Here is a 13075-nt window from a genome sequence, read left to right on the forward strand (position 1 = left end):
GCTGCGTGAAAGCGTTCTGGCCTAGCCACCCTTCTTGGGCGTGCGGTCGAAGACGATCGGCTTCGGTTTCGTAGCGGCCTTCTTGAGGAAAACAATCACCGTCCGACCGACGGTCGCAGCCTGCCCGGCAACATAGCGCAGCAATACCAAGGCGAAGCGCGGGGGCGACATTTCTCCACCGCGGATGAAATTGTGGCCAGCGCGCAGAAATGTGGTTGCACAAAACACGACCCAGCCCAAAGTGACGAAGAATATCGTCAGCAGCAACGGCACGAGTTGTGGCGCCAGCAGGCCAGCCACGAACCCCGCCGACAGTCCGATCAGCAGCAGCGGCTGATTCAGCGACATGCAGATGTGCAGAAGGGCGGCCACCTTTGCCGACGGCGTAATGTCGTGACTCCCGAGAATGGCCGGAAACATGCGCATGGAGACGTGGCGAAATCCGTCTTGCCAGCGCTGCTGCTGGCGCAGCCAGGTCTGGGTATCCGCCGGCAGCTCGCCCGGCACCGGCACACTGGTCAGGAACAGCGCGCGCCAGCCCTTGATCCAGCCACGGTAGGTGAGATCGAGATCCTCGGTAACCGTATCACCCTTCCAGCCGCCACCGGCATCGATCGCCGCGCGTTGCCAGATGCCGCATGTGCCGTTGAACGGCAATGGATGGCCGGCCCAGCAGCGTGTCGCCTGCTCGATGCCGAGGTGGGCATCGAGCGTCACCATCTGCATCTCGGTGAGCGCATTCTCGTGCGGATTCAGGAAGTCGAAACGCGCCTGCACGAACGCGGTCTTGGGTTCGGCAAAAAACGGTCGCATGCAACGGCGCAGGAAATCGACCGGCGGCACATAGTCGACATCGAAGATGGCGAAATAGTCATAGGGTGTCTTCTGCATCGCCTCGTGCAAGGCGCCGCCCTTGAAGCCGCTACGGTCGGTGCGCTGCAGGGTAACGACATCGCAGCCTCGAGCCTGGAGTTCCGCAGCAACCGTGCGGGCCAATTCCGCCGTCTCGTCGGTGCTGTCGTCGAGGATCTGGATGTGCAACTTGTCGCGCGGCCAATCGAGGGCCGCCGCCGCCGCCACGCCGCGCCGAAGCACTCCCCCTTCATTGAACGACGGAATCTGAACCACCACATGGGGCAGCTCGGCGTCGGGGGGCAGTGGCGTGGAGAGCAGCGTTTCCTCGCGCTGCAGCCCGGCGCCCTTCAGGCGGTGATGCAGCACCACCATGTAGAGCAGGCTGCCGATGAACGCCGCGAGAAGCAGCGCACAGGTGAAGAATACCGCAGCGAACAACAGGGCCAGAAGGGCAATAATTGAAGCCATACCGTGCTCAGACACCAGTTTTCGGTGTACGATTGAAATCAGTCTTCTTGCCGAATCCAGCGCCGACAATGGACGCTGCATTGGCCACGGCCAGATAGACGATCAGAGCCGGCACACTGGCGGCCGCAACCATGTAACGCGCGATGTCACCGCGCTGCAGCCGCCGGTAGGCGCCCCAGGTCATGCCGATCAGGACCACCAGCATCCCGACCAGCCAAAGCCACAGGCAGAAGCGGAACCCGCCCAACAGGTGGCCGTGGCCCAGGATCGACAGGCCGAGCGCCACCCCCCCAACCACCAAAACGGGAAAGATCAACTGCTGCCCGAGCGCGACCGTCGTTGTGAGTTTGGCCTCGGTCGACCAATCCGACCGCCAGATCGGCCCGAGGAGCTTGCGGGCCACCTGCACGAATCCCTTCGACCAGCGGTTCTGCTGGGCGCTGAAATCGTCGATCTTCTGCGGCAGCTCGCCGACCACGTGCGGCTCCATCAGGAAAACGCCGCTCCAGCCCCTGAGGTGGGTGCGCAGCACGAGATCGAGATCCTCCGACAGTGTGTCGTGAGACCAGCCCCCGGCCTCGTCCACGGCAGCACGGCGCCAGATGCCGCCGGTGCCGTTGAACTGGAAGGGCACGCCCCGCCGTGCCCGGACATCCTGCTCGACGGCGAAATGCGCGTCCTGCATCAGGCGCTGCGCGCGAGTCAGCCAGTTGTGCCCGCCGTTACCCCACTCGATTCGCGTCTGCACGAAGGCCGCCCTCGGGTTGGCGAGCATCGCTGCCATGGCGCGGCGCAGCCAGTCCGAGGCCGGAATGAAGTCGGCATCGAATACCGCCACATAGGGCGCATCGCAGAGCGCCATGCCGGCAGCCAGTGCGCCGGCCTTGAAGCCGCTGCGATCGGCGCGCCGCACGTGGACGACGTCCAGGCCGTCGCGGCGAAGACGCGCGACCGCATGAACGGCGATGTCGGAAGTGATGTCAGTACTGTCGTCAAGAAGCTGGATCGTCAGCCGGTCGGGCGGCCAATCGAGTGCCGCCGCCGCGGCGACGACGCGCTCGACCACGAGCGGCTCGTTGTAAACCGGAATCTGAACCAGCACCCGGGGAAGATCCCCGGTCGGAACCGGCGCCTCCGGCGCGGCCGGGGCAAGCTCGAACAGCCAGTACAGCAGATAGAGAAAGTAGCCGGCGATGGCGAACTGCACGGCCAGGCAGACAACGACGACGAGATCGACGGCGAAGAGCAGCACGCCCGCCCTGCCGATCAGTGGTAGTGGATGGGCACGTCGAAGCAGCGGCCATCTTCGATATGAAGGCGGCGCGATGCCACATCGAAAATGCGCTCGTCGTGCGTCGACAGAACGACGGCGCACTTGGCGCGCATGGCGAGGTCTTTGAGCTGATCGACGACCAGCCGACCCGCCACCCGGTCGAGCGCGGAGGTCGGCTCGTCGGCGATGATGAGATCCGGCAGACCGATCATCACGCGGGCGATGGCGACGCGCTGCTGCTGGCCGCCCGACAGTTCGTCAGGCCAGGAATCAGCCTTGTCGGCAAGCCCCAGCAAGCCGAGCAGATGGCGCGCCCGCGGCTCGTCCCAGGCAGAATCCGACAGCGGCGTGGTCGAGACGCCGGCGATCACGTTCTGCAATGCCGTCAGCGACGACAGGAGATTGCGCTTCTGAAACAGGAAGCGAACGCGATTGCGCAGAACGTCCAGTTCGGCTCCGCTGACCCCGACGAGGTCGGTGCCAAGCAGGCGGAGCTTGCCCTCCGACGGCTTGCGCATCGTGCCAAGGATCGTAAGCAGGGTCGTCTTGCCCGAGCCCGACGGGCCGGTGACGATCACGAGTTCGCCTTCCCGGACCTGCATGTTGATGTCGAACAGCACGTCGACGCGCTGCGGCCCCTCGCCGTAGTGATGGTGGACGTCCACCGCCTCGATGACCGGCGGTCCAAAGCCATGGGGGTTCGCGGTCATGGTCACTCGAACAGCATGATCGGGTCGACTTTCCACAGACGCCGGATCGCGAACAGGCTCGACACCACGGTCATCACCACGCAAGCGATAAGTGCCACACCCATTTCGCGCAAGCCCATCGACATGCCGAGATGCATCGCAGCTTCCGTCGCCCCATAGACGAACCGCCCGAGCGTGAAGGCCACCAGGAAGGCCGGCGTGATGATGGCGGCGCCGATCTGGCCGATCATGAAGAGGAAGAACCACCAGTCATAGCCCAGGCTCTTCAGGATGGCATACTCTGGCAGGTAGAAGCGGATGATCTGGTATTGGGCGTAGTAGATGAACACCATGCCGATCATCACGCCCATCACGAAGCCAAGATCGGTGATGTAGCCAACCGGTGTTTCGCGCGACCAGTATCTCCTCTCGCGCGCCTCGAGTTCCGCTTTGGTGATCACCTCGCCACGCCCGGCCAGCGCACGATTGAGTTCCTGGCGCACGGCGACAGGGTCGGCGTCCTGAGCGAGCCGAATGGCGATGAAGGCCGGCCGATCCGACCACCAGGCACCGAACACCTCGGCCATGGTTCCTTCGGACATCAGGACGGCGCCGTCGTTCAGCACGTTGGGACCGACTGCGAAAGTGCCGACGACGAAGAGCTGGCGCAGAAGCCCGCGGTTGTCGGGGGGCCCAAGAACCGGCACTTCCGCCGCGCCATCCGCGATTTCACCTAGATCACCGAAGTATGGCCGCGACTCCCGGTCGTACAGCATCCGGCGGGCCTCGCGGAGCCTATAGAGGTTCTCGCGCAAACCGGGCACGTCGATCGCCGGACGCTCCACGTCGATGGCATACCAGGCGATGCGGCGGGCGGTCGGCATGCCGGCGTGGCTCATCGACATGACGCCGAACCACAACGGCATCGTGCCTGCCACCGAAGGGTTGGCCGACACGATGTCGGTCATGGCGACGGGGACCTCGGCATGGAGCTGCAGGGACTTGAAGCCATAGGGGACCAGGACGAGGTCGGCGGCCACCGTGCGATGGAGGCGGATCGCCGAATCGTAGACCGCCCGCTCGATGCCGAGCTGGGCGAAGATCACAAGCAGGCTGGCGGTGACACCGGCCAACGACAACAAGGTGCTGGTGCGCTGGCGCTTGAGCTGCTGGGCGCCCAGCGGCATCGTCGTCGCCGTCTTGGCCGCCGCGCGCAGACGCACCAACGAGAACTTCGGCCGCCAGCCACGCAGCCTCAGCGACGGAATGGCGGGCAGCACCAGTGCCATCAGGGGAAAGTGACGCGGGTCTCGCGCCCCAACACCGGCGGCATGCTGGACGGATCGTCGAGTTCGATCTCGACCTGGACCACGCGGCCGTCGGTCGAGGAGCCACCATCCGGCTCGACGCGCTGCATGCGTTTCACCGTCGGCGCCACGCGCGAGATCTTGCCCTTGTAGACGGTCGGGCTGCCGCGGAACGTAACCTCTACCTTGCCGCCCGGCACCACCCGGCCGACGTGTAGTTCGTCGACATCGGCCAGGATACGCAACTTGCTGAGGTCGACGATCTTGGCGATGCCGCTGGGTGATACCCGCTCGCCCTGACGCGAATAGATCTGGACGACGACACCATCGAGCGGCGTACGAACCAGCGCCTGCTCCCGGGTAGTCTGCGCGTTGTCGCGCTTGGCGGTGATGATGCCGATTTCCGTCTCGATCTGCGCGAGGTCCGTCTGCAACGTTTCCTTCTGGACACGCAGCTTGGCTTGTTCGCGCTCGAGATTCTGCTGGGCGATGCTCAGCTCCAGCTGCTTCTGGTCCGGCGGCAGACCCGAGCGCTGCATCTGGAGTGCCTTGAGCTTGTTCGACTCGGTCTCCGACTTGACGACCACTTCCTGCATGGCAATCTCGGCAGTGCGGAAGCCGGAGATCATCGCCTCGCGCTGCTGCTTGGCCTTGACCAGCTCGGCCTCGGCCGAGCGGACGGCGACGTCGGCCTTGGGATAGTTCGACAGCACGGCGATGATGTCGTCGCGCTTGACCTTCTGGCCATCGGTGATGCGAAGCTCGAGAAGGACGGCACCTCCCAGCGGGTCGCCGGCGATCACCGCCGTCCCGGCCGGCGTATCGGTGTAGCCACGCGAGATCAGCGGCGCGACCGGCTTTGCCGCGCTGTCCTGGGCGCTGCTGGTCTGACGGCTGGGCCCAATCCACATGGCGAGGCCCGCGGCAATGACCAGCATGCCGACGCCCATCGCGCCCCACGTGAATATTCTTGCACGCGCCATGTCAGATAACGCCGATTTCCATCCTAGCCGTCAGCATGCCGATCAGAAGGCCGGCAACGATACAGCCGTGCCGGTGCTCCGAATGACACTAATGATCGAGAAAGTACGGTATATTGAGGTCAGAATCTTGTCATACTCATACAATGGCGCATTCGTGACATAGACCACGTCGCGTGCCTGCAGGCCAAATTGCTGGCCGATGAACATCGAAACCGGCTGTAGCAGGTCCAGCCGGAAAACCCGGGCCCGGGCAGCGGGATTTGTCTGCAAATCCGCCATCCTGAACACATAAACGCCTGTCTTGTTGGCGCGAAGATCGTTCAAGCCACCGACCTGTCCCAGCGCTTCGATGAGCGACAGGTTGTGTTTGGTCATCTCGACATTGCCCGACTTGACCACCGCGCCGAGAACCGTGAAGACCCGGGAGTTGGGGCGGAGGACGATCTCGTCACCTTTCCGGACGGCGATATCGCCACCGGCCAGAAGCTCGGAAAACTGCGCCGTCAGGATCACCTGGCCCTGACGCCGCACCACGACTTCAATTTGGTTCGGCGCCCCGCTTCCAGGCCCGCCAGCCGGACCTCCGGCCCGGTTGATGGCGTCGACGACCGATCTCACGCCCTCGAGAATGGAAACACGCCCAGGATTCTTGATATCGCCCGAGATCATGATCGTGTGCGTCCGGTCGGCCACGAATTCGACGATGACCTGCGGGTCCTGGGCCTTGCCGCTCAGTTGCTGGGCGATGCGCCGCTCGATCTGAAGGAGGCTGAGGCCGGCGACCTGGACGGTGCCGACGAAGGGAATATTGATCGTGCCGTCGTCAAGAACGCGCTGGACGCCGAAATCGGCGCCCGGCTTCTGGATGGTCGGGAAGATGCTGCCTTCATAAGGCTCGAAAATGCGGACCTTCAGGGCATCGCCGGGCGCCACCGCGACCTGGCCACCGGCCGACAACGAACTCGTGATCGACGGCCGATCGATGCTCGCCGGCTGCTGGTAGGCGGCAATGGTGGTTGGCGTCAGGTCGATCACGTCGAACGGCAGCGCTTCGGTGGTCGTGCCTGCAGCACCGCCCATCCATGGCCCATCGCCAGGCAAAGCCGCGCACCCGGCGATACCGACACCCAAGCCGAGGACAATGGCGGTAGGTCGCGCGACTGCGCGCAGCCAGCTCCAAATTGTCAAATTCCGATCTCCGTCCGGAACGGTCGCACCAAAACGTGCCGCGCCTCGTCCCTTCCCATAATCCAGCCTCAGCCCGCCCTGTAATTAGCCTGTGGCGCCCTGCGGGTGCAAGCGGTCCGCAGGGCCTCCTGCGAGCTTCGGACGCAGCCGCGAAAGCGCTTGTTCCGTTGAATCAGCGACATCAAACAGCTGCGAAAATCCACTGACCAGCAGGCAATCGGCCGCTGGACCGCTAAAAGAACAAAATACGATCCTCGCCGACAGTTCCGCGGCCCGGTGAAGCACAATTGCGAGAGCGCGCACACCTGCGGCACTCATGTAGGTAACCGCACTGCCATCGACGATGACCCTGGCCTCCGGCCGCAACGCGCCAATCATCAAGGCCTCGACGGATGCCGAAGTGGCAGAATCGACCCTCTCCGGAAGCATGATTGTGGCGATCGCGTCCTCCGTATCTGAACTCATCATACGGACTTCTCCGCCGTATCATCCCCGCGGGCGCTCCAATCGCCCCCGAGGTCGGTTCCGCGCCAATAGATGGCACGGCTGCCCAGTGCACCGACCATCAACGCCGGGGCCAGGGCCTCGCGCAGCATCGCCGCTGCGGCCGCCCGCGGGCCGAATGCGAGTCCACGTCCTATCATGAACCATTTCTCGCCGGCCAGCCACGCCGCCGTGTGGAAGACCAATCCGGCAACGACGGTGCCCGCTCCCGCGCCGATGCAGACAAGAGCCGCCGCACCGGCCGCCCCCGACGCCGCCCAGCCGATCACAGGCTCCCACAGCACCAGCGGCCACACGGGAAGGCGCAACCGGGTACGCGCCCAGCGGACCTGTCGCCGCCACACCGTCAGCCAGCCCCGATGCCCCAGCGGCAACCGCAGCATCACGTCGCCCAGACGCGTGGTGAGGCCGAGCTCGCGGACCGAGCGGACGACCGAATAGTCATCGGCGATCCAGCGATTGAAGCCGCGCCAATTGCCGATTCGCTGCAGGGTATCGCGCGACAGCAGAGTGACGCCGCCCGACGCGACCGCAAGGCCCAGTCGGTCGGCGGCGAACAGGAACCTTGCCTGATGCCCGTCGATATATGCCCGCTCCATCTCCGCCGCGAAGTTCTGCGGCGCGTCGGCTGCTTTGAGCGCCAGCACGAGCCCGACCGTGGCCGACAGCGGTGCCGCGGCGCGGCAAAGTTCGCCGACATCGAAGACGACCCCGGCGTCGCACAGCGCCACGATCTCCCGGCTGGCCGCCTCGAGACCCTTGCGGACGTTGTTCATCTTGGGATTGAAGGTGTCATCGTTGCCGACCAGGATCGGCGCGTCCGGCCACACGGCGAGGGTTGGCGCCACGGCGCCGTCATCGTCGCGAGCAACGCAGATCAGGACCTCGGCTCCGGCGCGGGCAAGTTCGGCCAGCGCCTGGACATAGGCCGCGGTGGCGTCACCCCCGCCATTCATCGGCGCGACAATGCTGAAATCAGCAGGTCGATGCTGCACGGTCGCGTTCCGCCTGGGCCGGCGCGCAAGCGCCGCGCTCACCCAGTGCACGCCCGAGCCCAATGACCACCAGCCGAACCCAAGCCAGACAGCGACGCTGGCGTCCATGCGTCATCTCTCGCCGCCAGCCGAGAAGCGGTGCACGTCGTCCTTCTCCACCAGAAGTGCCCGGTGATAGGACCGGATGACTTCGTTGGGATCGCCCTGCTCGCGGATTCGGCCATCCTCGATCCAGATGGCGCGGGTACACAGGCGGCGGACCTCGGCCATCGAGTGGGACACGAACAGCAACGTTCCGGTCTTGCGGAAATTGTCGATCCAGTCGAGACACTTGCGCTGAAAGGCGGCGTCGCCGACCGACAGCGCTTCGTCGACCACCAGGATTTCGGCCTCGACATGGGCGCAGATCGAGAAGGCGAGGCGTGTCCGCATGCCCATGGAGTAGTGCTTCACCGGCTGATCCATGTAGTCGCCGATGCCCGCGAATTCCGCGATCGAGGAGAATTTCCGCAGCACCTCGGCGCGTCTCAGGCCGAGCACGGCGCCGCCGATCAGTACGTTCTCGCGACCCGTCAGCTCCTGGTCGAAGGTCGAGCCGAGCGCCAGCACGGGCGCGATCCGGCCGGAGACCCGGAGTTCGCCATGGCTGGGCAGCGTCATGCCGCAGATCACCTGCAGCAGGGTGGACTTGCCGCAACCGTTGCGCCCAAGAACGCCGATGCTCTCGCCGCGTTTGACGCTGATGTCGATGTCGCGCAGTACCCAGAACGGCTTGAAGTAGTTCTTCCACCACCCGAACAGGACCTGCTTCAGCCAGTCGTTGCGATGGGCGTAAAGCTGGTAGGCCTTGCCGAGGTGCTTCGCCTCGACGACGATCTCAGATGACGTCGACGATGACATTTCGATACCTGTCGAAGAACCAGTAGCCGAAGTAGAAGGTCACGACCGACGTGATCAGGGTCCAACCATAGACGAACAGGTTCGGTACCTTCCCGAGCAGTACGATGTCGCGCATGACCTCGACGTAGCCGGTCAAGGCGTTGGCATAGATCCAGAAGTCGAGCGGCGCCGGCAGCGAACTGTGTTGGTAGAAGATCGGCGTGGCGAACATGAACAGCGGCACCACGTTGATCATGAAATAGCCGGCGTCGCGCGTGAAGGCGCCGATCGCGCACAGAAACCACGCCATGCCGATCAGGAAGGCCATGAAGGGGATGAAGATCAGCGGCATCAGCAGCACGGTCCACGGCAGGGTGCCGGTGATCGCCAACTGGAAGACCAGCATGACGCCGATGGAAATCAGGGTGTAGGCCGTTGCACGCAGAGTCGAGATCACGGCCAGCATGTCGCTGGGGAAGATCGTCTGCTTAATGAAGTGCGTGTATTCGTGAAGCAGCATCGGCGCGCGAAACGCCATCTCGGACCAGAAATTGAAGACGATGATGCCGCTGAAGATGAACAGCGAGTAGGTAATGATCGGTCCATCGCCCTCCGAGCCCGGCAGTTTCAGGTTCGTGGAAAAAGCGAAGGAATAGACGGTGATGGCAAGAAGCGGCGCAACCACCGCCCAGATCCAGCCGGCGACCGATCCCTTGAACCGCTCACGGATCTCGCGCCTCAGGATGGCCGCGATCAGGTCCTGATGCTGCACCATCTGCTCGAAGGGTCTCATGACGAAACGAGAGGCGCGCTGCAACGGGCCGAGATTATCGACCACGATCTGCTTGCCGTTGACGACTTTCACCGACGGCATGAGCCGCGTCTCTCCTTCTCGATTCCAGTGGTGAGCCCGGTGGGGTACGATCCCACGACCCTCTGATTAAAAGTCAGATGCTCTACCGCTGAGCTACGGGCTCGCTCCGGCGTTGCGCCGCAGGCCGAAACCCCGCGCGGCGCTCGTATAAGATGCGCCAGCCCCACGGTCAACGCGGTCTGTGGGGGCAGTGTCGGGACCGGGACGCGGGTCAGCCCTTGGCGAATTTCGCCTTCAGGCGCTGGAACACCCTCTTGGAGACGAATTGCGACGTGTCTCCGCCCAGGCGCGCGATATCCTTGACCAGGGACGAGGCGATGAACTGGTGCCGGTCGGAGGCCATCAGGAAGATGGTCTCGATGTCGGGGTCCATGCGGGCGTTCATATTGGCCATCTGGATCTCGTACTCGAAGTCGGAAACCGCCCGCAGACCACGGATGATCAACGAGGCGCCAACTTCTCGAGTGAAATGGATGAGCAGTCCCTCGAACGGCACGACCTTGATGCGCTCGCGGTCCGCCGGCGGAAACTCGGAGATGTCCTCGCGAATGATCTCCATCCGCTCTTCGAGCGAGAACAGCGGACCCTTGCCGATATTGATCGCGCATCCGATCACCAGCCTGTCGACGAGCCGCAACGAGCGGCGCATGACTTCCATGTGCCCGCTGGTAATGGGATCGAACGTGCCCGGATAGACCCCGGTGCGTTCTGAGGCCATGTCTCCCCCTTGTGCGCCAGATGCGGCGGCGGAGTCTTAGCGACACGGGCGATCCTTATCCACCGTTTGTTTCGGAATGGCTCTCACCGTTGCCGTTGCCATTTCCGCCATCGTCCTCGCCAATGCGCACGGCCGACACGACGCGCTCGCCCTCGCTTACGTTGACGATGCGGACACCGCGCGTGGCCCGTCCCGCAATGCGAATTCCGTCGACCGGGCACCGGATCAAGGTACCGCCGTCGGTGACCAGCATGATCTGGTCGCTGTCGAGCACCGGAAAAGCTGCCACGATCTCGCCGCCCTTGGCGAGATTCATCAGTTCCACTCCCTTGCCGCCGCGACCCGTCACCCGATACTCATAGGCTGACGTGCGCTTGCCGAAGCCCGACGAGGCAACGGTGAGCACGAATTCTTCCTTCGCCTGCAGCTCCGCGAAGCGCTCCGGCGACAGCATCGTCGAGGGCGCCGCCGTATCGTCGGGGACAGCGGCGTCCTCTTCCACGTTCTCGGCGGCATTCTCTGCCGCATTCTCGGCCTGGCGTAGCGCCCGGGACTGGCGGAGATAGGCGTCGCGATCTTCGGTCGGGATGCCCTTGCCGCTGTCGAACAGCGACATCGAAATCACCTCGTCACCCTCGGCCAGCGCGATGCCGCGCACACCTGTCGAGGCGCGGCTCTGGAACACGCGTACCGTTGCGACCGGGAAGCGCATCGACCGCCCCTGGCGCGTCGCCAGCAGCACGTCCTGGTCCTCGCTGCAGACGCTGACGCCGATCAGCCGGTCGCCGGCATCCTCGCCCTCGAATTTCATGGCGATCTTGCCGCTCTGGTTGACGCTGACGAAATCGCTGAGCTCATTGCGCCGCACGCCACCCCGAGCGGTGGCGAACATGACATGCAACGTGGACCAGCTCGCCTCGTCCTCCGGCATCGGCATCACGGCGCTGATCGTCTCGCCTTCGCTGAGCGGCAGAAGATTGACGAAGGCCTTGCCGCGGGCCTGCGGCGCGCCAAGCGGCAATCTCCAGACCTTGAGTTTGTAGACGATGCCGCGGCTGGAGAAGAACAGCACCGGCGTATGGGTGTTGGCGATGAAAAGGCTGGAGACGAAGTCGTCCTCGCGCGTGGCCATGCCCGAGCGGCCCTTGCCGCCGCGGCGCTGGGCACGATAGGCCGATACAGGCACGCGCTTGACGTAGCCGCCGTGCGTGACGGTGACCGCCATGTCCTCGCGCTGGATCAGATCCTCGATGTCCTGCTCGAACTCGTTGTCGAGGATCTCGGTGCGGCGCGGCGTCGCGAACTGCTCCTTGATCTCGAGCAACTCCTTGCGCATCAGCGCGAAGAGCTTGTCGCGGTCGCCCAGCAACTCGAGATAGCCCTCGATCAGCTTGGCGACCTCGCCCAATTCCTCCGCGATCTTGTCGCGCTCCAGGCCAGTGAGGCGCTGCAGGCGCAGCTCGAGGATGGCGCGGGCCTGCGCCTCGGAGAGCTTGTAGGTGCCATCGGCCGCCACCTCGCGGCCGGGCTCGGCGATCAGCAAGATCAGCGACGCCACATCGGCGGCCGGCCATTCCTTGGCCATCAGCCGCTCGCGCGCGACCACCGGATCTGGCGCCCGGCGGATCATCGCGATCACCTCGTCGATGTTGGCGACGGCGATGGCGAGGCCGACCAACACATGGGCACGATCGCGCGCATGGTTGAGCTCGAATTTGGTCCGCCGCGTGATGACCTCGGCACGGAAGCGGATGAACGCCTCAAGCAGTTCCTTGAGGTTCATCAACTTCGGCCGGCCGCCGTCCAGCGCCAGCGAATTGACGCCGAACGAAGTCTGCAGGGGCGTGAAGCGGTAGAGCTGGTTCAACACGACATCGGCCATGGCGTCGCGCTTCAGCTCGATCACCATGCGCACGCCGTCGCGATCGCTCTCGTCGCGCACTTCAGAGATGCCCTCAACCCGCTTGTCGCGCACCACCTCGGCGATGCGCTCGTGCAGGCGCGCCTTGTTCTCCTGGTACGGGATCTCCGAGATGATGATCGACTCGCGGCCGCCGCGTCCCTCCTCGATCCGGGTCTTGGCCCGCATGATCACCGAGCCGCGGCCGAGCTCATAGGCGGCGCGGATGCCGTTGCGGCCGAGAATGGTGGCGCCGGTCGGGAAGTCCGGACCCGGCACGTGTTCCATGAGCTGGGCGATCGTCAGCTCCGGATTGTCGATCAGCGCGCAGCAGGCATCGATCAGTTCGCCGAGATTGTGCGGCGGGATGTTGGTCGCCATGCCGACGGCGATACCGCCCGCGCCGTTGGCCAGCAGATTGGGAAACGCGGCCGGCAAGACG

At 64.5% G+C, this 13075-nt stretch carries 12 protein-coding genes and 1 tRNA gene; all 13 read right to left on the minus strand.

Annotated features, from left to right (window positions below; translation table 11 throughout):
- Window positions 1-21 precede the first annotated feature (21 nt).
- The gene (locus EPO55_RS08480; protein WP_296336197.1) at window positions 22-1392 is read right to left on the minus strand and encodes a glycosyltransferase family 2 protein; all 1371 of its coding nucleotides are present in this window, start codon (window positions 1390-1392) and stop codon (window positions 22-24) included.
- A complete protein-coding gene (locus EPO55_RS08485) occupies window positions 1331-2575 on the minus strand; it encodes a glycosyltransferase (RefSeq protein WP_296336198.1) in 1245 nt (414 codons plus the stop codon). The genes EPO55_RS08480 and EPO55_RS08485 overlap by 62 nt, the downstream gene beginning before the upstream one ends.
- 14 nt (window positions 2576-2589) lie before the next feature.
- Window positions 2590-3306, minus strand: coding sequence for an ABC transporter ATP-binding protein (locus tag EPO55_RS08490; protein ID WP_296336199.1), 717 nt, complete (start codon window positions 3304-3306; stop codon window positions 2590-2592).
- 2 nt (window positions 3307-3308) lie between these two features.
- Window positions 3309-4574 (minus strand): ABC transporter permease, encoded by a 1266-nt coding sequence (locus tag EPO55_RS08495; RefSeq protein ID WP_296336201.1) that lies wholly within the window; start codon window positions 4572-4574, stop codon window positions 3309-3311.
- Window positions 4574-5575, minus strand: coding sequence for an efflux RND transporter periplasmic adaptor subunit (locus EPO55_RS08500; RefSeq protein WP_296336203.1), 1002 nt, complete (start codon window positions 5573-5575; stop codon window positions 4574-4576). The genes EPO55_RS08495 and EPO55_RS08500 overlap by 1 nt, the downstream gene beginning before the upstream one ends.
- A gap of 42 nt (window positions 5576-5617) precedes the next feature.
- On the minus strand, window positions 5618-6655 hold the full coding sequence (locus tag EPO55_RS08505; RefSeq protein WP_296336204.1) for a polysaccharide biosynthesis/export family protein: 1038 nt from the start codon (window positions 6653-6655) through the stop codon (window positions 5618-5620).
- Between the two features lie 192 nt (window positions 6656-6847).
- The gene (locus EPO55_RS08510; RefSeq protein ID WP_296336205.1) at window positions 6848-7231 is read right to left on the minus strand and encodes an STAS domain-containing protein; all 384 of its coding nucleotides are present in this window, start codon (window positions 7229-7231) and stop codon (window positions 6848-6850) included.
- Entirely contained in the window at window positions 7228-8370 is a 1143-nt protein-coding gene (locus EPO55_RS08515; protein ID WP_296336206.1) for a glycosyltransferase, read from the minus strand. The genes EPO55_RS08510 and EPO55_RS08515 overlap by 4 nt, the downstream gene beginning before the upstream one ends.
- A 3-nt stretch (window positions 8371-8373) precedes the next feature.
- Window positions 8374-9162: an ABC transporter ATP-binding protein gene (locus tag EPO55_RS08520; RefSeq protein ID WP_296336207.1), complete on the minus strand. Its 789-nt coding sequence runs from the start codon at window positions 9160-9162 to the stop codon at window positions 8374-8376.
- Window positions 9140-10015, minus strand: a complete 876-nt coding sequence (locus tag EPO55_RS08525) for an ABC transporter permease (RefSeq protein WP_296336208.1) — start codon at window positions 10013-10015, stop codon at window positions 9140-9142. Before EPO55_RS08525 ends, EPO55_RS08520 begins: the two co-directional genes overlap by 23 nt.
- Window positions 10016-10043: 28 nt before the next feature.
- Window positions 10044-10118, minus strand: a tRNA-Lys gene (locus EPO55_RS08530).
- Between the two features lie 108 nt (window positions 10119-10226).
- Window positions 10227-10733 (minus strand): pantetheine-phosphate adenylyltransferase, encoded by a 507-nt coding sequence (coaD, locus tag EPO55_RS08535; protein WP_296336209.1) that lies wholly within the window; start codon window positions 10731-10733, stop codon window positions 10227-10229.
- A 55-nt stretch (window positions 10734-10788) separates the two neighbouring features.
- The coding region (locus tag EPO55_RS08540; protein WP_296336210.1) for a DNA gyrase subunit A at window positions 10789-13075 on the minus strand (2287 nt) is incomplete at its 5' end.

Origin of the sequence: Reyranella sp., from assembly GCF_004296935.1 — a bacterium.
Classification (GTDB): Bacteria; Pseudomonadota; Alphaproteobacteria; order Reyranellales; family Reyranellaceae; genus Reyranella.